The 23,818-nt window shown below is 69.8% G+C and carries 11 protein-coding genes; 7 read left to right on the forward strand and 4 right to left on the reverse strand.

Going from position 1 to position 23,818, the window contains the following annotated elements:
• Positions 1 to 10 precede the first annotated feature (10 nt).
• Positions 11 to 2,530: an ABC transporter permease gene (locus tag JIG36_RS28510; RefSeq protein WP_203379488.1), complete on the reverse strand. Its 2,520-nt coding sequence runs from the start codon at positions 2,528 to 2,530 to the stop codon at positions 11 to 13.
• Entirely contained in the window at positions 2,530 to 3,288 is a 759-nt protein-coding gene (locus JIG36_RS28515) for an ABC transporter ATP-binding protein (protein ID WP_203379489.1), read from the reverse strand. The genes JIG36_RS28510 and JIG36_RS28515 overlap by 1 nt, the downstream gene beginning before the upstream one ends.
• A 292-nt stretch (positions 3,289 to 3,580) precedes the next feature.
• Here JIG36_RS28515 and JIG36_RS28520 point away from each other — a divergent pair, with 292 nt between their 5' ends.
• Positions 3,581 to 5,482, forward strand: coding sequence for an ArnT family glycosyltransferase (locus tag JIG36_RS28520; RefSeq protein WP_203379490.1), 1,902 nt, complete (start codon positions 3,581 to 3,583; stop codon positions 5,480 to 5,482).
• Here JIG36_RS28520 and JIG36_RS28525 read toward each other — a convergent pair.
• On the reverse strand, positions 5,471 to 5,965 hold the full coding sequence (locus JIG36_RS28525) for a hypothetical protein (RefSeq protein WP_203379491.1): 495 nt from the start codon (positions 5,963 to 5,965) through the stop codon (positions 5,471 to 5,473). The two genes, JIG36_RS28520 and JIG36_RS28525, sit on opposite strands and share 12 nt — an antisense overlap.
• Positions 5,966 to 6,156: 191 nt before the next feature.
• Between JIG36_RS28525 and JIG36_RS28530 the strand changes: the two genes are divergently transcribed.
• The 5 genes from JIG36_RS28530 to JIG36_RS28550 all read left to right on the forward strand — a co-directional run bounded on the left by JIG36_RS28530 (position 6,157) and on the right by JIG36_RS28550 (position 11,335).
• Positions 6,157 to 8,097, forward strand: coding sequence for an ABC1 kinase family protein (locus JIG36_RS28530; protein ID WP_236048371.1), 1,941 nt, complete (start codon positions 6,157 to 6,159; stop codon positions 8,095 to 8,097).
• Positions 8,098 to 8,132: 35 nt separating this feature from the next.
• Positions 8,133 to 8,714: a hypothetical protein gene (locus JIG36_RS28535; protein ID WP_307872940.1), complete on the forward strand. Its 582-nt coding sequence runs from the start codon at positions 8,133 to 8,135 to the stop codon at positions 8,712 to 8,714.
• A gap of 74 nt (positions 8,715 to 8,788) precedes the next feature.
• Positions 8,789 to 9,331, forward strand: a complete 543-nt coding sequence (locus tag JIG36_RS28540; RefSeq protein WP_203379493.1) for a flavin reductase family protein — start codon at positions 8,789 to 8,791, stop codon at positions 9,329 to 9,331.
• A gap of 136 nt (positions 9,332 to 9,467) precedes the next feature.
• Positions 9,468 to 10,568 (forward strand): 4-hydroxyphenylpyruvate dioxygenase, encoded by a 1,101-nt coding sequence (hppD, locus tag JIG36_RS28545; RefSeq protein WP_203379494.1) that lies wholly within the window; start codon positions 9,468 to 9,470, stop codon positions 10,566 to 10,568.
• Positions 10,565 to 11,335, forward strand: a complete 771-nt coding sequence (locus JIG36_RS28550; RefSeq protein ID WP_203379495.1) for a thioesterase II family protein — start codon at positions 10,565 to 10,567, stop codon at positions 11,333 to 11,335. The genes hppD and JIG36_RS28550 overlap by 4 nt, the downstream gene beginning before the upstream one ends.
• Positions 11,336 to 11,393: 58 nt before the next feature.
• On the opposite strand, the gene JIG36_RS54225 is transcribed toward JIG36_RS28550, so the two are convergent.
• Positions 11,394 to 12,623, reverse strand: coding sequence for a cytochrome P450 family protein (locus tag JIG36_RS54225; RefSeq protein WP_203379496.1), 1,230 nt, complete (start codon positions 12,621 to 12,623; stop codon positions 11,394 to 11,396).
• Between the two features lie 200 nt (positions 12,624 to 12,823).
• Here JIG36_RS54225 and JIG36_RS28560 point away from each other — a divergent pair, with 200 nt between their 5' ends.
• A complete protein-coding gene (locus JIG36_RS28560) occupies positions 12,824 to 23,764 on the forward strand; it encodes a non-ribosomal peptide synthetase (protein WP_203379497.1) in 10,941 nt (3,646 codons plus the stop codon).
• The last annotated feature ends 54 nt before the right edge of the window (positions 23,765 to 23,818 follow it).

Genomic DNA, 23,818 nt, shown 5'->3' on the forward strand with positions numbered 1-23,818 from the left:
GTTCGTTCGGTCAGACCGCCCGGACCGCCGTGAGCACGTCCAGCTTCGCCGCCCGGCCCGCGGGGGCCAGCGCGGCCAGCACGCCGACGATCGCGGAGGCGACCACGTAGACCAGCATCAGCGGCCACGGGATGGCCACGTCCGTGATGCCCTGGTCGTTGAAGGCACGGACGGCAGCCAGTCCCACGCCCGCGCCGAGTACGACTCCGAGCACCGCACCCAGCACCGACATGACAACCGATTCGGTCACGATCATGCGACGGACCTCGCGGCGGTACATGCCGACGGCGCGAAGCATGCCGAGCTCGCCCACCCGCTCGAGGATCGACAGGACGAGCGTGTTGACCACACCGAGGATCGCGATGATCATGGCAATCGCGAGGAGCACCTGGACGATCGAGATGATCATGTTCAGGGCCTGAGCGTTGTCGTCGATGAGCTCGGACCGGTCGTGCACGTCAACCTCGGGACTACCCGCCAGGAGCGTGCTGATCCGGTTGCGGACGTCCGCCTGGGTCGCGCCGTCGGCGAGCTGCACGTAGGCCTGGCTGGGCTGGGGCGAACGGAATCCGGTGCCGGCCTGACTCCACGGAACGACGAAGCCGTCCACCACCCGGGTGTCCGCGAAGATCGCGCCCACCTCGAGCTGCACTTCCGGTCCCCGGACGAGCTGAACGTTCGTCCGGTCCCCGACCGCGAGACCCATGCTCTTCGCGGTCGACTCGTTGACCATCACCCGGTCGGTGCCGATCGTGCCGCTCAGCGCGCGGACCGAGGCGATCCGGCTCATCTGGTCGACGTCGTCCCAGGCATAGACGAGTTGGTCCTTGCCGTCCACCCGTGCCGTCTCGTACGAGAAGCCGGCCGCCGCGGCGACGCCCGGCTCCTGACGCATCTTCTGCAGCGCGGACGGGTCGATGCTCGGTGGTGTCGTGCCGGGACCGGCCGAGGAGCTGTAGATGATGAGTTCGGCGTTGAGGTTGTCCTGCACGGTCTGCGTGACCGTGCTGCGGTACGAGGTCAGGATGGTGCTGACCAGCGTAACCAGCATGACGCCGATCATCAGCGACACCACCGTGAGGGCCGCCCGTTGCGGGTTCCGCGCGGCATTGAGCCGGCCCAGCCGAGCCGGAGTCGAGCGGGTCAGACCCCGGATCAGTCCGGTCGCGGGCCTCACCAGGGCCGGGGTCAGCAGCACGATGCCCACGAAGGTCGCTACCCCGCCGACGCCGATCGCGCCGACCGCCCCGCCTGCGGCGCCGGCGACCAGGGCCGCCACACCGAGGCCGAAGAGCACGGCGCCGACGATGGTGCGGACCTTGCCGGGCCGCTCGGTCGGCAACGCCTGACGCATGGCCGCCACCGGCGCGACCCGGGAAGCCCGGCGTGCCGGCACGAGGGCCGAGATCAGCGTGACGCCGATTCCGACGAGGAAGGAAACCAGCAGCGCGGCCACCGGGAGGCGGAAGCCGGCGATCGGCACGCCGGTCGAACCGCCGAGAGCGGATGCCGCAGCCCGGCCGATCAGCAGACCCAGGGCGAAGCCGACGATCGACGACAGCACGCTGACGATCAACGCCTCCAGGAGAACGGACCGCCGGACCTGACCCCGGTTGGCGCCGAGGGCGCGGAGCAGGGCCAGTTCCTTCGTGCGCTGAGTGACGACGATGGAGAACGCGTTGGCGATGAGGAAGGCGCCGACCAGGACGGCTACCCCCGAGAAACCCAGCAGAATGCGGGTGATGCTGCTGGACGTGCTCCGAGCCGGCCCGGCGGCGTCGTCGGCAGCCTCGTCACCGGTCCGCACGACCAGTTCGCGGCCGAGCACCCCCTGCACGTCGGCCTTCAGCGTGCCCGTGTCGGTTCCGGCCGCGACACTGATGTCGACGGAGCTGTACGAGCCGGCCTTGCCCAGCATCAGCTCGCCGGCGGTCCGCGGGGCGAAACTGATCGTCTGCTCCCCGTTGACCAGGTCGTCGCGGCCGGCGTAGGTGGCGATCCCGACAATGGTGAAGGTCTGGTTCGGCCGTGTGGTGAGCACACCGGCGGTGTCGCCGACCCGGTAGCCGGTCTTCTCGGCCAATCCGGCGTTGATCACGATCTCGTCGGCCGCGGCGGGTGCCCGCCCCTCCTTGAGGGTGGCGCCGCTCGCGTCCGACCAGGACACGCCCACCCGCTGGCCATCGGCGTCGGGCACCTTGCCGTCGCGTCCGATGATCCGGGCGCCGTCGGCGCGAACCTCGCCACGGGCCGCAGCGACACCGGGAACCTTCGAGACAGCGGTGACGACCGTCTCGTCGAGCGGCACCGGTGGTGTCGCGGACGCGTCACCACCGAGCGGCGAGGAGCCGATGACTTGCAACTGCACCCCGTCGAAGGCGGACCGGTAGGCGGCGTCGAACGAGCGGTTGAGGGTGTCCTGCAGCACCAGCGCGGCGGCCACGAACATGACCGCCAGGACGATCGACAGCGCCGACAGCACCAGGCGCAGCTTGCGGCTCAGCAAGCTCTTCAGAGTGGCGCGCAACATCAGGCCGCCTCCACGGCTGCGCTGTCGGCGTCGAGCTTCCGGATGGTGTCGAGAACGACACCCTCGTCGGGATCGGTCAGGTCGCCGACGATCCGTCCGTCGGCCAGGAAGACCACGCGGTCGGCGTAGGACGCGGCCCGGGCGTCATGGGTGACCATGACGATGGTCTGACCGAACTCACGGACCGACTGCTGCAACAGGGCGAGTACGCCGGCGCCCGACTGGGAGTCGAGGTTGCCCGTCGGCTCGTCCGCAAAGATCACCTGAGGACGGGGAACCAGGGCCCGGGCGCAGGCGACGCGCTGCTGCTGGCCACCGGACAGCTCGGTCGGCCGGTGGCCGAGCCGGGGCCGCAGCCCCACTGTGTCGATGATCCGGTCCAGCCAATCCCGGTCGGGGGAGCGGCCGGCGATGTTCAGCGGCAGCAGGATGTTCTCCTCCGCGGTCAGCGTGGGCAGCAAGTTGAACTGCTGGAAGATGAAGCCCACCCGATCGCGTCGCAGCGCGGTCAGCTGTTTGTCCGACATGCCGGCCAGTGCCGCGTCACCGACGTGGACCTCACCCTTGTCGATGGCGTCCAGCCCGGCCAGGCAATGCATGAGGGTGCTCTTGCCGGAGCCGGACGGTCCCATGATCGCGGTGAACCGTCCGCGCTCGATGGTCAACGTGACGCCGCGCAGCGCCGCTACTTCGGTCTCGCCACTTCCGTAGACTTTCCAAACGTCGACCGCTCGCGCGGCCGCCTCCGGAGAACTCATGACGATCCTTCCTCATTCGATCGGCAACGCAGGCGAGCCGGCAGATGGTCCACGCCTGCGGTCGAATCGATCGATGCCGGGCGGGTTGTGGACACAGCGGTCATTCTGCGGGTCCGGTTCGCCGAAGAGGATCCGTCATCGAATTCTTTGAATCGCCGGTCGAGAGCGCCCGCCGATGTGATGCGGGTGGGGTACGAATCCGCCCGTACCGCCCTCAGGAATTCGCATCACCGTTGTGTTGATATTGCTGCATGTCGATGGTCTTGGCATGGATGGAGCAACCAGCGTCAGGATGTCGCGGACCGAGGCCGCTGCGCTCGTCGTCGTGACGATCGCGGCCGGCCTGACCTACGTGTGGAATATCGACGAGCGCACGATGGCCCGTTACTACTCGAGCGTCGTACGCAGCATGAGCGAGTCCTGGAACGCCTTCCTGTTCGGCGCGGTCGACCCGCTCTCGACGGTCACGGTGGACAAGATTCCCGGTGCGTTCTGGCCGCAGGCCCTCTCGGCGCGGATCTTCGGGTTCGAGCCGTGGGCGGTCGTTCTGCCCCAGGTGCTGTTCGCGACCGTTACCGTCCTGGTGCTGCATCGAGCGGTCCGGCGGCACGCCGGACCGGCCGCGGCGATGCTCGCCGCGATCGCCATGGCGTCGATGCCGGTGGCGGCGGCACTCGCCCGCACACAGTGGCCGGATACCTTGCTCACGCTGCTTCTCGTTCTCGCCGCTGACGCCACCCTGCGTGCGGTCGGCACCGGGCGGCTGCGCACCCTGTTGCTCGCCGGCGTGTGGGTCGGGCTGGGCGTCCACGCCAAGATGCTGGCCGCCCTGGTGGTGCTGCCCGCCTTGGGCGCGGCCTACCTGCTGGCCGCTCCGGGGCCGCTGCGCCGCCGGGTGACCCACGTCGGTGTGGCCGGTGTGGTGACGATCCTGGTGTCCGCGGCCTGGATCGTGCTCGTCCGGCTGACCCCGGCCGGAGACCGCCCCTACATCGACGCCACGGACACCAACAACGCGCTCGACATGGTGCTCGGCTACAACGGCATCGACCGCTTCTCGGGCGGTGAGAGCCGCTCGGCCGGCACCCATCCCTTCCGGACCGGCCTTTTCGCTACGGTCTTCGGGTCGCTCGCGACCCAGGTCATGTGGTTGTTCCCGCTGGCCCTGGCGGGCGCGGTCATCGGGTTCGTCAACCGCCGGCGGGCACCGCGCACCGACGCCGGCCGCGCCGGTGTTGTGCTGTGGAGCCTCTGGTTCGTCGTCGTGGCCGGCGTCTTCGGCGTCGGTCAGATCAACCACGTGTGCTACGCGATCATCCTGGCGCCACCGACCGCCGCACTCGCCGGAATCGGACTCGCAGCCCTCATCCGGAAGTACCGCGCCGGCTCCGGCCAGGCCTGGCTGCTTCCCGTTGCGGTCGCGGTGACCACCGCCTGGGCGGTGCTGCTGGCCCGGCGCTCGCCCTCCTTCCTGCCCTGGGTGGTCCCGGTGACGGTCGCCGCCGGGGCGGTCGCCCTGGTGGCCCTGGTTGCCGGGCTCACGGCCACCCGCATACCCGACGCCCTGCGCCGGTTCGGCCCGCTGCCAGCGGTCCCGGCCGTCTTTCTGGTCCCGGTCGCCTGGACCGTCGCCGCGGCCGTTCCGGTCAACTCGGGTCTTCCGGAGAACCCGGCCGCCGGGCCACCGTTCGCCGAGTGGCGTTACCTCGACGTCCCAGCGCGGGAGCGTGACCAACTGCTCGTGATGGCCCGGGAGTACAGCCGGCCCGAGAACCTCGCACGGACCTTCGCCGAACCCCGGACCGAGCTGACCGAACCGGACCGTCGTCTTCTGCACTATGCCGGCGCGCGGCGAGGGTCGAGCCGTTACGTGCTCGCCGCCCTGACCTCGGCCCGGGCCGGCACTTTCATCGCGGCCACCGGTCTGCCCGTCCTGCCTCTGGGCGGGTTCACCGGCCGGACCCCCTTCCCGACCCAGCGGCAGCTCCAGCAGCTCGTCGTGGACGGTGCGGTGCGCTTTGTCCTGGTCCCGGCCGTGCCCAGCGGGTCGGCGGAGGTGGACGCCGGACTCGCCTGGGTAGCGGCAACCTGCGTGGTTGTCCCGCCCGAGGCGTACGGCGTGGGCGTACCGCCGCCGAATGCCCCGGCCCGTGAGTCGCTGTACGACTGTGCGGTCCGCCGGTCAGCTCCGTGAGCTCGCCGGTTCGGCTTTGCGGGTCAGGCCGGCGCGCCGGCGGTAGTCGGTGGCCACGGCGATGACGAGCGGCCCCCAGGCGACGAGCGGGACGTACCACCGGAACACGTCCCATCCCGGGGGTTCATGCCGTGGCTCGTCGCGGCCGATGCCGATCCAGACGTCCTCCAGCAGGTGGAACATGCGGTTCACGAGAAGGTAGACGCAGAGGGCGACAAGCAGCCACCCGCCGATCAGGGCGATCCGCACGACCGGACGGGCGGGGATCGGGCGGTCACGCAGCCCGGGCACCCAGTGCGGGACCTGATGACCCCATTGATGCACCAGGCCGAGTGTCAGCAGCGCCAACGCCATCGACAGGCCGGACAGGAAAGCCGGGTACCAGCCGGGGACGGTCAGTCGCCAGATCGCCGACGGCAGAACGCAGAGCGGGACGGCGTAGGCGGCGTAATAGGCCCACCTGGACGGGGCAGTGGGGTTCATGAGTACTCGCATCTCCCTCGGTGCCTACCGATACGCCCGAATTATCCGCCGGGTCACCTGTGACCGGTCTGAGCGACGCTCAGCAGTTTCTCAGCATGCTCCCGGCTCTATGAAGTCCTATATGGACCCGCACCGTTTGTCCGATCGTGCCATCCTGGCAGCCATTGTCCGTCACGAATCTAGGAATGATCTTGAGGGATTCCTTGGTCGTTGCCGGAGCACTGGCCTTCGCCGTGCTCGTCATGGCGATTGTGATCGCGGCAAGCCGTCTGCTCGGCCTGCGGATAGGTGTCATCAGAACACTTCTGGCCGGCGGAGTCGCCGTCCTGACGACCACCCTGGTGAGCCGGGCGATGGAGCCGGCCTCGGGCACGGTAGCCCTGATGCCGGTCGCAGCGGGCATCACTCTGCTGGTCAGCATGCTGTTCCTGCTCGTGGCCAACGCGCTGGTCCCGCCCAGCCGCAATCCGGTCAGTGTGCTGCGGGCGGTGCGGGGATCGATCAGCCGGACCCGTCGTTACCTGCAGATCCTGGTCATTCTGGTGCGGCACGGCCTTGCCCCCTACCTTCGCCGTCGGCCGCTGGAAGCGGCCTCGGCCGGACGGGCCCGGCTGGCCCGGCAGTTGCGTTCCGCCCTGGAGGAGGCAGGTGTCACGTTCATCAAGGTGGGACAGGCACTGTCGGCCCGCCGCGACCTGCTCCCGCCCGAATTCATCACGGAACTCAGCCGCCTGCAACAGAACGTCGCACCGGCCAAATGGGACGAGATCCGGGTCGTCCTGGAGGAGGAGCTCGGTACCTCGCCCGAGTTGTTCTTCGCCGAGTTCGACCCGGAACCCGTCGCGGCCGCCTCGGTGTCGCAGGTCCACACGGCACAGTTGCGCTCCGGCCGGCAGGTCGTCGTCAAGGTTCAGCGCCCCAACATCCGTTCGCTGGTCGGTCGCGACCTCGACATCGTGATCCGCTTGGCCCGGACATTGGAACGGCGTACCGGGTGGGGTCGCAGCCTGGGCATTCTCGACCTGGCGCACGGGTTCGCGGCGGCCCTCACCGAGGAGCTGGACTTCCGGGTCGAGGCCGCTAACGTCGCCGCCGTCCGTGATGCCGCGATCGCACGGCTCGGACCGGAGCTGCCGATCGTCATCCCGCCGATCTGCGACGAGCTGACCTCGGCCCGTGTGCTGGTCATCGAGCGGGTCGACGGCATCTCTCCGTCGTCGACCGAACAGTTCGTGCGCTCGGAGGAGGACCGCAGCGCCCTCGCCACCAAACTGCTCGTCTTCATGCTCGAGCAGATCATCGTCGACGGCGTCTTCCACTGTGACCCGCATCCCGGCAACATTCTGATCCTGCGTGACGGCGGGGCGGCCATGCTGGATTTCGGTGTCGTCGGCCGGCTCGACCGGCTCACTCAGCAGGCGCTGGAGGAGCTGTTGCTGGCGATCGAGATCCGCGACCGGGCCGCCCTGTGCGACGCGCTGCTGGAGGTCATCGGCCGCCCGGCCGACCTCGAACTGGACCGCCTCGAGCGGGCGCTGGGGCAGTTCATGGCCAGCTATCTGGGGCCGGGCTCGCCGCCGACGGCGGAGATGTTCCTGCAGCTGTTCCGCATGCTCTCCGTCCACGGTCTGCGCGTGCCTCCGGAGGTGGCCGCCGTCTTCCGTGCGCTGTCGACGCTTCAGAGCACCCTCTGGTTGATCTCGCCGGGCTACGACGTCATTGCCGAGGCCCGTTCGTTCGGGTCCAAGCGGGTGGCGGAGCAGCTGCGACCGACCGAGTTCGTCGGAACGATGTTCGACGACGTGATCCGGACCTTCCCGATGCTGCGTCGCCTTCCCCGACGGCTGGACCGGATCGCCCAATCACTCGAACAGGGCCGTTTCACCGTGCAGGTACGCCTGTTCGCGGACGAGCGCGAGCGTACGTTCCTCAATGAACTGTTCCGCAAACTGGTGCTCGCGTTTCTGGCCGCGACAACTGGTCTGATGGCTGTGTTGTTTCTCTCCGCGGACGGCAGCCCGCGTGTCGCCGGCAATGTGACACTCTACGAAATCATCGGCTACAACCTGCTCGTGGTCAGTGCTGCGTTGATCCTCCGAGGCATTGCGGAAAGCCTGCGCCGTGATCCCTGACCGGCCGCGAAGGGCTCGAGCGACGAGGAGTCTGAGTGATCAAGTTGCACGGCCGGATCGCCGACGGGGTTCCCCGTTGGGTCGTCTGGTGCGCGTACGCGGCGCCGCTCGTGGTTCTGCCCTCCGGAATCTGGCGCATCCTTCTTGTGGTCGCCGACGCCCACCTGATGGAGCAGGAGCCGCTGCTCAACAAGCCCGCCCCGGTTCCGACGCTCTGGGACGGCCCGGTCTATGTGATCATGCTGAGTCTCGTCAGCGAACTGCTCGCGTTCCTGACGGTCGGCCTGGTGGCGACCTGGGGTGAGGTCGTCCCACGCTGGGTTCCGGGCCTGGGCGGCCGGCGTATCCCGGTGCTGGCCGCGGTCGTACCCGCCGCGATCGGCGCCACCATCTGCACGGTGCTCTGGCCGTACGCGATGACCATGCTGGCCCTGGGACGCAAGATGAACGGCGACGTCGGCATCATGCAGTTCAACGACTGGCAGGCGCTGGCCTTCTGGGGCACCTACACTCCGCTCGTCCTGTGGGGACCACTGGTGTGGATCGCGACCGTGCACTATTGGCGGCGTCGCACGAGGGTCACATCACCGGCCGAGCCGACCTCCGTCGCGGGCTGACCCGGCGAAGCTCTCGCCATTCGAATCTGCTATTCATCGGCGCCGCCGACGCCATGCACCGGTTGACTACGCAGGTGCAGTTACCACATGCCATTTCGGGAACCGCCGCGACATTGGCCCAACGCGCCGGCGCCGAGCCCGACCCGGACAGCTTCCGCGCCGCCATGGGACTTTTCCCGACCGGCGTGGCTCTGCTGTCCACCGGGACCGGCGACGATCTCGAGGTCATGACGATCAACTCATTGACCTCGATCTCGCTGGATCCGCTGCTGGTTATGGTCAGCGTGCGGACCGGCGCCCGGATGCAGCCTCTCCTGGCCGAGCGCGGCACGTTCGCGGTGAGCGTGCTCAGCGCCGAACAGGAGCAACTGTGCCGGTTGTTCGCCCGGCGGGATCGGCCCCGCGGCCACGATGCGGCCGTGTTGCTCGGCTGCGAACGGCCCGGTGCCGACCCGGTGGCTCGCGGCGCCCTGACGGCCCTGCGCTGCCGGACGTACGCCGAGCACCCCGCCGGCGACCACGTCCTGCACATCGGTCTGGTCACGACCATCGTGCCCGGACCGGCGGGTGCGCCGTTGCTGAGTCACCGCGGGACGGTTGGCCCGGGGCCGCACTGAATCGGGAATGCACCTTCGAATTTTGAAAGCTCCCTGGGTGATTTCTTCCGGGCTGGTGAGGATCGATCCGGACCTTATCCGCTCGTACCCGCCGCATGTTCCCGGCGAGTGACCTAGAGAGAATGGAAGAAATGCTGTGAGCTCATTTCACGCCGATGTCTTCAGCGATCTCACCGTCGACCACGTCGTCTTCTACGTCAGTGATCTGGAGAGCAAAGCGCGCGTTCTGACCGAAGGCTTCGGCCTGGGTGTCGTGGGCGTGTCGACCGCCTCCGACTCCTCCGATTCCCGGGCGCTGGCCAGCTCCGACATTCTCGTCGTGCTGAGCGAGCCGCGAGGCGAGAACCACCCGGGCACAGCCTATCTCGACCAGCACGGCGACGGCGTGGCCGACATCGCCCTGGGTGCCCCGGACGCCGCGGCGGCGTTCGCCGAGGCGGTCCGCCGAGGCGCCCGCCCGGTGTCCGAGCCGGTCGAGCAGGACGGCTTCGTCACCGCCTCGATCATGGGGTTCGGGGACGTGGTGCACACGTTCGTGCAGCGGCCGGACGGCGGCCGTCGCGGTGACCTGCCCGCGTTCGACAGCTCCGGCGCGCCGCGGGCCGCGGGCGAGGTGGACCTCGGGAAGATCGACCACTTCGCGGTCTGTCTCGAGGCCGGGCAGCTCGAACCCACTGTCGAGTTCTACGAACAGGTGCTGGACTTCCGCACCATCTTCGAGGAGCGCATCGTGGTGGGCGCCCAGGCGATGCTCTCCAAGGTGGTGCAGAGCGCCTCGGGACACGTCACGCTCACGCTGATCGAGCCGGATGTCACCCGTGACTCCGGCCAGATCGACGACTTCCTGAAGAACCACGGCGGCGCGGGCGTACAGCACATCGCGCTCACGACCGGAGACATCGTCCGGACGGTCGGCACGCTCGGCGAACGCGGAATCCCGTTCCTGTCGACCCCCGGGGCGTACTACGACCTGCTGGTCGAACGTATGCGGCCGGATCGCCACGAGGTGGAGGACCTGCGGCGTCTCAGCCTGCTCGTCGACGAGGATCACGACGGGCAGCTCTATCAGATCTTCACGCGGTCGGCGCATCCCCGGAACACCTACTTCTGGGAGGTCATCGAGCGCGCCGGGGCCCGCACCTTCGGCAGCGGCAACATCAAGGCCCTGTACGAGGCGGTCGAGCAGCAGCGCAATGCCGCGTTCGAGGCCGAGAACGGCTCCGGAGAGGCGCGGTGACGGTGAAGTACCGGCAGCCTGAGGCGGGAGCTGTCACCGTTCCGTTCCCGCGTCCGGCGGCGACCCGGTCCCTGGTATGTCTGAGCTTCTGCGGCGGCGGGACGGCCTCGTTCCGGGCCTGGCAGCCGGCGCTGCCGGACGATGTGGAACTTGTCCTGATCGGCTACCCGGGACGGGAGAGCCGGTTCTCCTCGCCCTTCGCCCGCGACTGGGAGGAACTCGCCGTCGACGTCGCGGAGGCGGTGACATCGGTGGCCGGTTTGCGGCCGTACATCCTCTGCGGACACAGCATGGGCGGCTGGATGGCGTTCGACGTGGCGAGCCGGATGGAACGCGACGGCGCCGGCCCGCGTTCGCTGGTCGTGTCCGGTGCGCCGACGCCACAACTCTGGGTCGAGGAACGGAGCCGCCAGCCCGATCCGGGATCACCCGCCCCGGTCCTGCTCGACTGGATGCGGGCCGTCGGTCAGGTTTCCGAGGAGGCGCTGGCTGACCCGGACCTGCAAGCCATCGCGCTCGAGGTGCTCCGGGCCGACCTGCGGGTACTCAAGTCCTACCGCTACCGCGGCGAGGTCGTCGACGCACCGATACGGGTGCTCTACGGCGTCGAGGACGACGAGATCGACGAGGTGGGTGTGCGCGGCTGGAGCAAGCTCACCACCGGCGACACCCACATCGAGGAGCTGCCGGGCGGCCATTTCTACACGCCGCCGCTGTGGGCGAGGCTTCCGCAGCACCTCGGCCTCGCGCCGGCCGAATGCCCGTGAGACCACCGGACGGCCGCCGGCCCGATGACACATCGGGCCGGCGGCCGTCCGGTGTTTCTCAGGAGGCTTGGCTGCCGAGCACCACGGGTAGCGCGGCCAGCGGACGCACCATCAGGCCCGGGCGGTAACGCAGCTCCGAGGGGTGTACCGCGAGGCGTACGCCAGGGAAGCGTTCGTAGACGCGCCGGATCGCGATCTCGGTGAGCGACTTGGACATGTGGCTGCCGAGACAGTAGTGGATACCGTGCCCGAAGCTCAGGTGAGCCGGCCGGGCGCGGGTGACGTCCAGCTGGTCCGGCCGGTCCGGGAAGGCGGACGGGTCGTGATTGGCCGACGCCAGCGAGATGATCACGATCTCATCGGCCGGGACGGTCACGCCGTGCATCTCCACCGGTTCGGTCGTGACCCGCTGGAGGGAGTTGATCAGCGGGCTGGTGAAGCGCAGGAGCTCCTCGACCGCGTTGGGCAGCAGTGAGAAATCGGCGGTGAGCTTGCGGGCCTCGCCGGGATGGGTCAGCAGCGCGGCGAACGATCCGTTGAGCAGGCTCGTAGTCGTGTCGTTGCCACCGGTCATCAGCGCGAACGCGGTCGACAGCGTCTCCGCGGGGCTCAGGCGCTTGTCGCCCTCGGCGTGCACCAGGGCCGAGATCAGGTCGTCGGAGGGGTCTCGTTGTTTGGCCGCGATCAGGGTCTTGAGGTAGTCCGAGAGCTCGCGGGTGTGGCGGGCGATGATCCCTGTGGGGTCGCTCGCGTCGACCCGCCGCAGCGTGTCGGTCCAGACCAGGAACTGCGACCAGTCGGTCTCCGGCACACCCATCAACTGCGCGATCGCAATGATCGGCAGAGGCTCGTTCAACCCGGCCACGAGATCCCGCTCGTCCTGGCGGACCATGTTGTCGAGCAGATCGTCGACGATCTGCTCGAACCCGTCCTGCAGCCCGCGCACCCGTTTCGGGGTGAAGGCGAAGGTCAAGGCCTTACGCAGCGGGGTGTGCCGCGGAGGGTCCGAGTTGGCCAGATGGTTGCTGATCTCGTCCGCCGGCGTGATCGTCTGACCGACCTGCCGTCCCAGAGCCGCGTAGAGCTTCTTGATGTCCCGGCTCATGCGCGGGTCGGAAAGCGCGGCCTTGACGTCGTCGTGCCGCGTGATCATCCACGCGCGAACACCGTCGGGCGTTTCCACCTTGCAGACCGGTTGTTCCGCGCGGAGCCGTTCCAGGAATGGATACGGGTCCTGCACGTATTCGTCGCTGAACATCCAGTATTTGGTCAGTGTGCCGCCCGTCACGGCGCCTCCTCGACGTCTGGTGCGATCCGGTCGGAATGCTGCCACGAAGGCCTCCGGAGGAAGCCCGGCGATAAGACATCTTCGAATCACCCAGGGCACGTCGAAGTTTTTGCAACGACATTGTTGAGCGGCCCGCCGGTTGTCGAAACTGGCCGCTGACCGCCGCGCGGGGTTCCGATGATGCCGAATGAGGTCTTTCCATGACGCGTACCGCAATCGAAGACGTTCTTCCGCTGTCCCCGCTCCAGGAAGGCATGCTCTTCCACGCGTTGCAGGCCGGTCCGGATCGGGACGTGTACGCGGCGCAGCTGGTGATCGACCTCGAGGGTTCCCTCGACGTCGGCGCGATGCGTTCGTCGGTCGACGCGATGATGAACCGCCACGCCAATCTGCGCGCCGGATTCCGCCACGAACGGCTCAACCGGCCGGTGCAGGTGATCCCGCGGAAGGTGGCCGCGCCGTGGCAGGAGCTCGACCTGCGTGAGCTGTCCGGGACGGACCAGGAGCGGGAGCTGGACCGGCTCACCGCCGAGGACGCCGGCCGGCCCTTCGACCTCGTCGCCGGGCCGGTGCTGCGCTTCACCCTGGTGCGCCTGAGCGACAACCGCCATCGCCTCATGTTCAGCGCCCACCACATCCTGCTGGACGGCTGGTCGACCGCTCGGCTGCTGCAAGAGCTGTTCGAGACGTACGGGCGGGGTGGAGACGCGAGCAGGCTCGCTCCGGTGACGCCCTACCGGACCTACCTGGGATGGCTGGCGGAACGGGACCGGCCCGCGGCCGAGAGCGCCTGGCGCGAGCTCCTCGCCGACGTCGGCGAACCGACACTGCTGGTGCCCGGCGACCCGGGACCGCAGGGACCTCCCGGCGAGTTGATCCTGACCGTCCCGGCCGATCTGACCGACCGCGTCCGAGAGACCGCACGCCGGCATGATCTGACCCTGAACACCGTCTTCCAGACATGCTGGGGGTTGGTGCTGGCACAGCTGACGGGCCGCGACGACGTCGTTTTCGGCACGACCGTCTCGGGTCGACCCACCGACCTGTCCGGTATGGAGGAGATGGTCGGCCTCTTCATCAACACGGTTCCGCTGCGGCTTCGGGTCCGTCCGGGTGACCGGTTGCTGGACGCGTTGTCGTCCGTGCAGCGTCAGATCACCGGAATGATGCCGCACCAGCATCTGAGTCTTCCGGACATCCAGCGGCTGGCCGGCCGGAACACCTTGTTCGACACCCTCACGGTGACCGAGAACTATCCGCTGGGCGGAGAGGACTTCGACGAGCTCCCCGGGGGCCTGCGCCTGGCCGGAGCCAAGGGGACGGACGCCAACCACTACCCGCTCAGCCTCGCCGCTCTCCCGGGAGACGTCCTGCGGCTGCGGGTCGGATATCGGCCGGAGATCTTCAGCACCGAAGCCGTACAGGCGGTCGGAGCGCGGCTGGAGGCCCTGTTCCAGGCGTTCGTCGATGACCCGGAGCAGTTGCTCGGACGGCTTTCGGCACTCTCCAGCACCGAACAGGCCGCCCTGCTGGACCTAGGTAGGCCGAACGAGGTGCTGGCGGCCGGCGCCACGTTCCCCGCACTCTTCGCCGCGCAGGTCGAGCGCGATCCGGCCGCCGTCGCGGTGGTGTACGAGGACACCAGCCTCACCTACGCGGAACTCGACCGGCGATCCGACGCCCTGGCCGGCACGTTGCGCGGGCTCGGCGCGGGGCCGGAACGGGTCGTGGCGCTGCTCCTGCCGCGCTCCGCCGAAGCCGTCGTGGCCGTGCTCGCGGTGCTCAAGAGCGGCGCCGCCTACCTGCCGGTCGACACCGGATATCCGGCCGAGCGCATCGCCTACATTCTCGGCGACGCCGACCCGGTGCTGGTGCTCACCACGTCGGCCACCGCCGGCACGGTCCCCGCGGCATGCGCGGCGCCGCGGCTGTCGCTCGACGACATCGTCCCGGACGAGTCGTCGCCGGCGCCGATCGAGCCCGCCGTGGCCGGCAATCCCGCGTACGTCATCTACACCTCAGGCTCCACCGGCCGGCCCAAGGGTGTCGTGGTGACCCATGCCGGACTGGCCGGAATGGCCCGCAGTCACGTCCGGGCGTTCGGCGCCGGCCCCGGCTGCCGGGTCCTGCAGTTCGCCTCGCCCGGTTTCGACGCCGCGGTCTGGGAGACGGTGATGGGCCTGCTGACCGGCGCGACGCTGGTGACGGCACCGGCCGAGCGGTTGCGTCCCGGGCCGGACCTGGTCCGCCTGGTCGCCGAGCAGGGCGTCACCCACGCCACGATCCCGCCCGCGGCCCTGGCCGTTCTGTCACCGGACCAGTTCCCCTCGGTACGGCTGCTGGTCGTGGCCGGCGAAGCGACCGCGGCCGAGCTGGTGGCGGCGTGGTCGCCCGGTCGCACCATGGTCAACGCGTACGGACCGACCGAGACCACGGTGTGCTCGTCGATGAGCGAGCCCTTGAGCGGCGACGGGACACCGCCGATCGGCACCGCGATCGGCACCGCACAGCTGCGTGTGCTGGACGGCGCACTGCGCCCGGTGTTGCCGGGCGTGACGGGCGAGCTCTACGTCTCGGGTCCTTGCCTGGCCCGGGGATACCTGGGCCGGCCCGCGCTGAGCAGCGAGCGGTTCGTCGCGGATCCGTTCGCTGACGGGGAGCGCATGTACCGCACCGGCGACCTGGTTCGCTGGCGCGACGCCGAGGAGCGGGCGGTCCTGGAGTTCGTCGGCCGCGCCGACGACCAGCTCAAGATCCGTGGCTTCCGGGTCGAGCTCGGTGAGATCGAAGCGGTACTGAGTCGCGCGGCCGGGGTGGCCCAGGCGGTGGTGGTGGTCCGCGAGCCGGAGCCGGGCGACAAGCGGCTCTGCTCGTACGTGGTCGCCGAGCCGGGCGCCGCCGCGCTCGATCCGGTCGCCCTGCGCCGGCACGTCGCGGCCGAGCTGCCGGACTACATGGTGCCCGGGAACTTCGTCGTCCTCGACGAGTTGCCGGTCACGGCGAACGGCAAGCTGGACCGCCGGGCTCTCCCCGAGCCGGACGCCGCGGCGGAGTTGTCCGGCCGGGCGCCCCGTACGCCGGAGGAGGAGATCCTCTGCGGCCTGTTCTGCGAGTTGCTGGGCCGGCCCACGGTCGGCATCGACGACGACTTCTTCGAGCTCGGTGGGCACTCTCTGCTCGCCACCCGCTTGATCACCCGCGCTCGGGCCGTCTTCGGCGCTGAGCTTTCGTTGCGGGCCGTCTTCACTTCGCCCACCGTCGCGGAGATCGCCCGGCAGCTGCGCCCGGCCGAGCAGAGCACCGACCTCGTGCCCCGGGAGCGACCCGACCAGGTCCCACTCTCCTTCGCTCAGCGGCGGCTCTGGTTCCTCGAGCGGTTCGAGGACACCAAGGCGCTCTACAACGTGCCGCTCACGGTCCGTCTTACCGGTGACCTGAACATCGAGGCGCTGCGGGCGGCGCTCGGTGACGTGCTGGTCCGGCACGAGAGCCTGCGCACGACCTTCCCGGAGGCTGACGGCGTCCCCTATCAGCGTGTCCTCGATGCGGGCAGCGCGGGGCTCGACTTCGCCGTGGTCGACCTGACCGAGGCGCGTGACACCCTCGACGAGGCGATTCTGGCGCAGACCTCGGTGCCCTTCCGCCTCGCCACGGATCTGCCTCTGCGGGTGCGGGTGTTCCGGGTCGAGCCGCGCGAGCACGTGCTGCTCGTCGTCATGCACCACATCGTCGGTGATGCCTGGTCGATGGGCATTCTGGGGCGTGACCTGTCGATGGCGTACGAGGCGCGGCTGGCCGGAGACGAGCCGCAGCTGACCCCTCTGCCCGTCCAGTACGCGGACTACGCGATCTGGCAGCACGAGATGCTCGGCGACGAGTCGGACGGGAGCAGCGTGGCCGCCGCGCAGCTCGCCTACTGGTCGACGGCCCTCGCCGGTGCCCCGGAGGAGCTGAACCTCCCGGTGGACCGCGCCCGTCCGGCCGTGCCGAGCTACGGCGGCGGCGTGGTCACCTTCGACGTCGAGCCGGCGCTGCACCGTGGGTTGCTGGCCCTGGCTCGCACCAACCAGGCCAGTCTGTTCATGGTGTTGCAAGCCGGACTGGCCGTTCTGTTGTCGAGGTCCGGGGCCGGCGCTGACCTTCCGATCGGCACCCCGATCGCCGGACGCACGGACGACGCCGTCGATGAGCTGATCGGCTTTTTCCTCAACACCCTGGTGCTGCGGACCGATGTGTCGGGTGATCCCTCGTTCCGTGAACTTCTCCAGCGGGTGCGTGAGACGGATCTGGCCGCCTTCGCCCGTCAGGACCTGCCGTTCGAGCGGCTGGTGGAGGTCCTCAACCCGGACCGGTCGACCGGCCGGAATCCGCTGTTCCAGGTGATGTTCACGGTGCAGAACAACCGGCCGGCCCAGCTCGCCCTGCCCGGACTGCGGGTGGACGCGTACGACCATTTCGGGGACTCGTCGAAGTTCGACCTCTTCGTGGGGTTCGCCGAGCGCTACGACGCAGAGGGCGAACCGGACGGCCTGCACGGCTGGATGCAGTACAGCAGCGACCTGTTCGACCGCCGTACCGTCCAGGAAATGGTCGACCGCATGGTCCGCATCCTGGCCGAGGTCACCGCTGACTCGAAACTCGCGGTCGGCCGGCTCGACCTGCTCGACCCGGTCGAACGGCACCGGCTCCTGGTGCAGTCGGCCGAAACCGCGCACGACGTCGACAACGCCAGCATCCCGGTGCTGCTGGAACGGTCGGTGCGCGCGGTGCCGGACGTCGCGGCTGTCGTCCAGGGCGACCGGATTCTCACCTACAGCGAGCTCAACGCCCGAGCGAACCGGCTGGCCCGGCTGCTCATCGGGCAGGGCGTCGGCCCGGAGGACACGGTGGGCGTCGCGCTGCCGCGATCGGTTGAGCTCCTGATCGCCGTCTGCGCGGTGGTCAAGGCCGGCGCCGCCTACCTCCCGCTGGACCCGAGCTATCCGGCCGAGCGCCTGACCACCATGATCGCCGACGCCGGCCCGGCCGCCGTCCTCACGACGGAGGCGGACCGGCCGACGGTCGAGCACGATGCGCCGACGCTGGTGCTCGACGATCCCAACGTGATCGCCCGTCTCGCGCGGCAGTCCGACACCGATCCGACCGACGCCGATCGGAGCGCGCCGTTGCGGCCGGAGTCGCCGGCCTACGTCATCTACACCTCGGGATCCACCGGCCGCCCCAAGGGCGTGGTCATGCCGGCCCGCGCCATGACCAACCTGATCGCGTGGCACCACGCCGCGATCGGGGGAGCCGCCGGCACCCGCGTCGCGCAGTTCACCGCCACCAGCTTCGACGTGTCGGTGCAGGAGATCCTGTCCACCCTGCTGACCGGGAAGACGCTGGTGGTGCCGGAGGACGCGGTCCGCCGTGACGCCGCCGCCTTCGCACGCTGGATGGCCGACGAGCGGATCGGTGAGCTGTACGCGCCGAACCTGGTGGTCGACGCCGTGGCCGAGGCGGCGGCGGAGGCCGGCATCACCCTTCCCGACCTGCGGGTGATCGCGCAGGCGGGCGAGGCCCTGCTGCTGACGCCTCGCCTCCGGGACCTGTGCGTCGCGCATCCGGGTCTGCGGTTGCACAACCACTACGGTCCGACCGAGTCCCACGTGGTCACGGCCGCGACACTGCCGGCCGGCACCGCGGACTGGCCGTCCACCGCCCCGATCGGCCGGCCGATCTGGAACGACCGCGCCTACGTCCTCGACGACACGCTCGCCCTGGTTCCCTCTGGTGTCGCGGGCGAGCTCTACCTGGCCGGTGAGGGCATCGCGCGGGGCTACTGGAAACGCCCCGGCCTGACCGCCGAACGTTTTGTCGCCGACCCGTTCGGACCGGCCGGATCCCGCCTTTACCGCACCGGCGACCTCGTACGGTGGAACCGGGACGGCGAGCTGGAGTTCCTCGGTCGCCGTGACCAGCAGGTCAAGATCCGTGGGTTCCGCATCGAACTGGGTGAGATCGAGTCGGTCCTGACGCGTCACGCCGGGGTCGGCTCGGTGGCCGTGCTCGCTCGCAACGACCGGCCGGGACTGCAGCAACTGGTCGCGTATGTCGTGCCGGTCGGGAACACCGCCCCCGAGGCCGAGGAACTGCGTAAGCACGTCGGCGCCATCCTGCCGGAATACATGGTGCCCAGCGCCTTCGTGATGCTGGACCGGCTGCCGCTGACCCCCAACGGGAAGTTGGACCGCCGGGCCCTCCCCGAGCCGGTGGCTGCGGATGATCAACGGCGTCTCCCGCGTACGGCCCAGGAGGCGACCCTGTGCGGCCTGTTCGCCGAGGTTCTCGGGCTGCCCGAGGTGGGACTGGACGACAGCTTCTTCGCGCTGGGGGGTCATTCGCTGCTGGCCACCCGCCTCACCAGCCGGATCCGGTCCGTCGTCGGCGTCGAGGTAGCGGTCCGGGACCTGTTCGAACGGCCCACGGTCGCGGGGATCACCGAGGTGGTGGGGCAGGCGCTGGGCGCTCGACGGGTCGTGACTCGTCGAGAGCGGCCCGACACGGTGCCGTTGTCGTTCGCGCAGCGGCGGCTGTGGTTCCTGAACCGGTTCGAGGAGCCCAACGCCACTTACAACATGCCGCTGACCGTCCGGCTCACCGGCCGGCTCGATCGTGCGGCCCTCGCCGCCGCCGTGTCGGACGTCGTGTCGCGGCACGAGAGCCTGCGTACGGTCTGTGCCGATGTGGACGGCGTCCCGCAGCAGGTGGTGCTGGACATCGTGCCGGCACTCGACATCGAGGAGGTCGCGGCCGAGGATCTGGACGCCGCGCTGCTGGCCGCCGCCGCGGCGCCCTTCGACCTCGGTCGTGAGATCCCGGTGCGGGCGCACCTGTTCGCCCTGTCACCGACCGAGCATGTGCTGATGCTGGCGATGCACCACATCGCCGCCGACGGGTGGTCGACGGTGCCGCTGGGCCGGGACCTCTCCGCCGCGTACGTGGCCCGCTGCGCCGCGAAGGAGCCGGCGCTGGAGCCGCTTCCGGTGCAGTACGCCGATTTCACGCTCTGGCAGCACGAGTTGCTCGGTGATGAGAACGACCCGGAGAGCATGGTCGCGCAGCAGGTGTCGTTCTGGCGCGAGACGCTTGACGGACTGCCCCCGGAGCTTCCCCTCCCCGGTATCAAACCCCGGCCGTCCGCGCCGACGCACGCCGCGGCGAGCGTTCCGTTCAGCTGTGACGCGGACCTGCACCGTGGGCTCGTGGAGCTCGCCGCCGAGCACCGTGCCACCTTCTTCATGGTCATGCAGGCGGCGCTGGCGGCGCTGCTGGGACGATTGGGCTGTGGCACCGACATTCCGATCGGGACGTCGATCGCCGGCCGCACCGACGACGCGCTCGACGACCTGGTCGGATTCTTCGTCAACACGCTCGTCCTGCGTACCGACCTGTCCGGGGCCCCGACGTTCGGAGAGCTGATCGAACGGGTCCGGGAGACCGACCTGGCCGCCTACGCGAACCAGGACGTTCCGTTCGAGCGGCTGGTCGAACTGACCAATCCGGAGCGGTCGCTGTCCCGGAACCCGTTGTTCCAGGTCATGCTCGCGTCCGACAACACCGGCGAGGCCGCGCTGGAGCTGGGTGATGTCCGGGTGTCGCCGCAACCGGTCGGCCTGACCGTCGCGCGGTTCGACATGACCTTCAGCTTCACCGAGCGGCACGACGCCGAAGGGGCACCGGCCGGGCTCGAGGGCGGGGTCTCGTACCGTACCGACCTGTTCGACCACCAGACCGTCGAAGTGCTGATGGAGCGGCTGGCCGTGTTCCTCCGGGCCGCGGTGGCCGACCCGGGCACTCCGGTGGACCGCTTCGACGTCGTGCCGATGCGGGAGAGGGAACAGCTGGCCGGTTGGGCCCGTACGGCCGATGCGGTGCCGGCGTCCACCGTCCCCGAGCTGTTCTCGGCCTGGGCCTCGCGTACCCCGGAAGCCCCGGCCGTGGTGTCCTCGGACGGGACCCTGACCTACGCCGAGCTCGACGCGCGGGTGGAACGGCTGGCCGGTGTGCTGGCCGGATCGGGCGCCGGTCCGGAGTCGATCGTGGCGGTGGCATTGCCGCGATCGTCCGAGCTGGTGGTCGCGCTGCTGGCCGTGCTCCGGGCCGGTGCGGCCTACCTGCCGGTCGACCTGGCCTATCCGGCCGACCGGATCAGCTACATGCTGGACGACAGCCGGCCCGCGCTGCTGCTGACCGCCGAGGGGGCCACACCGGTGTCAGCGACCGTCCCGGCCCTGGTCGTCGGCCCGGACGGTGCGGCCGCCGGTCCGTCCGCGGCACTGACCGCCCCGCGGCCCGACCACCCTGCATATGTCATCTACACCTCGGGCTCGACCGGCCGGCCGAAGGGCGTGGTGGTCTCGCACGGTGGTGCCGCCAGTCTGGCCACGACTCAGGCTGAGCGGCTCGGCGCCGGCCCGGGAAGCCGGGTGCTCCAGTTCGCGTCGGCCAGCTTCGACGCAGCGTTCTGGGAGATGTGCATGGCCCTGCTGACCGGCGGCGCGCTGGTGATGGCCTCCGCCGACGAGGTCGCGCCGGGCCGGCCGCTGGCCGCGTTGCTGCATCAGCACGCGGTGACCCATGCCACCCTGCCGCCGGTCGCACTCGCGGTCACTCCGGCCGACGCTCTCCCGGCCGGAATGACGCTGGTGGTCGCCGGTGAGGCGTGCTCGCCGGAACTGGTGGCCCAGTTTGCGCCGGGCCGGAGGATGTTCAACGCCTACGGGCCGACCGAGACCACCGTCTGCGCCAGCATGAGTGACCCCCTCGACCCCGCGGCGGGGACACCGCCGATCGGCCGGGCGGTGATCGGCAGCCGGGTCTACGTCCTCGACCAGGCACTGCGCCCGGTCCCGACGGGAGTGGCCGGTGAGCTGTACGTGGGTGGCGCCGGCCTGGCCCGGGGCTACCTGGGCCGTAGCGGGCTGACCGCGGCGCGATTCGTCGCCGACCCGTTCGGCCCGGCCGGCAGCCGGCTCTACCGCACCGGTGATCTGGTGCGCTGGAACCCCGATGGGCAGCTCAGCTACATCGGCCGGGCTGACGCGCAGGTCAAGATCCGTGGTTTCCGGGTTGAGCTCGGGGAGATCGAGTCGGCCCTGACGGTGGGCGATGAGGTGGCCCAGGCCGTGGTCCGCGTCCGCGAGGACGTGCCAGGCCGCCGGCAGCTCGTCGGCTATCTGGTGCCGGCCACGGGTGCCGGCATCGATGTGGACGCTGTCCGCGAACGGGTGCAGCGGGCACTTCCCGAATACATGATCCCGGCCGCCTTTGTGCTGCTCGACGAGCTGCCCGTCACGGTCAACGGGAAGCTGGACGAGCGGGCCCTGCCGGCACCCAGCTTCACCACCGGTGGCGGACGGGCGGCCGCCGACGCCACCGAGGAACGGCTCCGCTCCCTGTTCGCCGAGGTCCTCGGCTTGGCCGAGGTGGGCGCCGATGACAACTTCTTCAACCTGGGCGGCGACAGCATCGTCTCGATCCAGCTGGTGGCGCGGGCCCGGGCCGCGGGCCTGAGCTTCCGGTCGCGCGACCTGTTCCGGCACCGGACGCCGGCCGCGCTGGCCAAGGTGGCACAGCTGGTGCGGACGGAGCAGTCGCGTACCGGTGACGGTGTGGGTGACGTGCCGCTGCTGCCGATTCAGCATTGGCTGCGGGAACGCGGTGGTCCGATCGACACCTTCCACCAGGCGGTCCTGCTGCAGACCCCGGCCGGTCTGACCCCGGCGGGACTCAGCGCGGTGCTGCAGGCGCTGCTCGACGGTCATGACGCCCTCCGCGCGCGGCTGAACCGGTCGGGTGACGAGTGGTCTCTCCGCACATCCGAACCCGGCTCGGTGACCGCTGGTGATCTCATCACCCGCGTCGACGTGTCGGACCTGGACGACGAACAGCGCCGGTCGGTGATGGCGGGGCACGCCGGGGAAGCAGCCGGAAGGCTGGCGCCGGACGACGGAGTGATGGTTCAGGCCGTCTGGTTCGACGGGGGAGCAACCGAACGCGGACGGCTCCTGCTGGTCGTGAACCACCTCGTCATCGACGCCGTGTCGTGGCGGATCCTGCTGCCGGACGTACGGGCGGCCTGGACGGCGGTCGCCGACGGGAAGGAACCGCGCCTGGAACCGGTCGGAACGTCTCTGCGACGCTGGTCGCTGGCGCTCACGGAAGCGGCCCGGCAACCGGACCGCATCGCCGAACTGCCGAGCTGGCAGCAGCGGCTCGCCGCCGCACCGCCACCGATCCCGGAACTGGCGACCGACCCGGCCCGGGACACCGCGGCGACGGTGCACGCCGTCACGCGCAGCCTGCCGGCGTCGCTGACCGCTGGTCTGCTCACCGCGCTACCGGAGCGGTACAAGGCCGAGACCCGTGAAGGCCTGCTGGCCGCGCTGGTGATCGCCTTCGCGGACTGGCGGCGCCGGCGATTCGGCGGCGACGACACCACCCTGCTGGTCGATCTGGAGGGCCACGGCCGGGAGGAGATCATCGAGGGTGCGGAGCTGACCCGGACGGTGGGCTGGTTCACCAGCCTCTACCCGGTGGCCCTCCGTCCCGGACGCATCCGCTGGTCCGAGGCCTGGAACGGTGGTCCGGCCGTGGGTCACGTGGTCACCCAGGTCAAGGAGCAACTGCGCGCCATCTCGGACCAGGGAATCGGCTACGGCATGCTGCGCTACCTGAACCCGGGCACCGCGCCGTCGTTGCGGGACTCGGCGGTGCCGCCGGTGGGCTTCAACTACCTGGGACACTTCGACACCGGTGGCAGCACGGTGCAGGCGGACTGGGAGCTGGCTCCGGAGGTCGGCGCCGTCGGCGGTGAGGATCCGCGGATGCCGGTGCCGCACGCCCTGGAAGTGACCGCGTCCGTTCAGGACACCGCCGAGGGGCCAACGCTGGTGCTCGGCTGGCAATGCCCGGCGGCTCTGCTCGCGCCCGACGTGATCGACGACCTCGCCGAGACGTGGCTGCGAGCCCTGGAGTCGGTCGCGATCCACGTGACCCACGAGGGCGATGTCCGGATGACGCCGTCCGACGTCACCCTGACCGACGTCGGCCAGGACGAGCTGGATGAGCTGGCGGACGAATTCGGTGGCTGGGAGTAATCGGTTAAGAGAAGTCGATTTGCAGGGTACGGGCGTCCGCCCGCACTCCTACGC

The sequence above is a fragment of the Paractinoplanes ovalisporus genome (assembly GCF_016834655.1).
In the GTDB taxonomy this organism is placed as follows: domain Bacteria; phylum Actinomycetota; class Actinomycetes; order Mycobacteriales; family Micromonosporaceae; genus Actinoplanes; species Actinoplanes ovalisporus.

Bases quoted from the DNA above. Each gene is read 5' to 3' on its own strand.
- JIG36_RS28560 (WP_203379497.1), top strand. From the start codon at position 12,824: ATGACGCGTACCGCAATCGAAGACGTTCTTCCGCTGTCCCCGCTCCAG.
- JIG36_RS28525 (WP_203379491.1), bottom strand. From the start codon at position 5,965: ATGAACCCCACTGCCCCGTCCAGGTGGGCCTATTACGCCGCCTACGCC.
- JIG36_RS28520 (WP_203379490.1), top strand. From the start codon at position 3,581: ATGTCGCGGACCGAGGCCGCTGCGCTCGTCGTCGTGACGATCGCGGCC.
- JIG36_RS28510 (WP_203379488.1), bottom strand. From the start codon at position 2,530: ATGTTGCGCGCCACTCTGAAGAGCTTGCTGAGCCGCAAGCTGCGCCTG.
- JIG36_RS28515 (WP_203379489.1), bottom strand. From the start codon at position 3,288: ATGAGTTCTCCGGAGGCGGCCGCGCGAGCGGTCGACGTTTGGAAAGTC.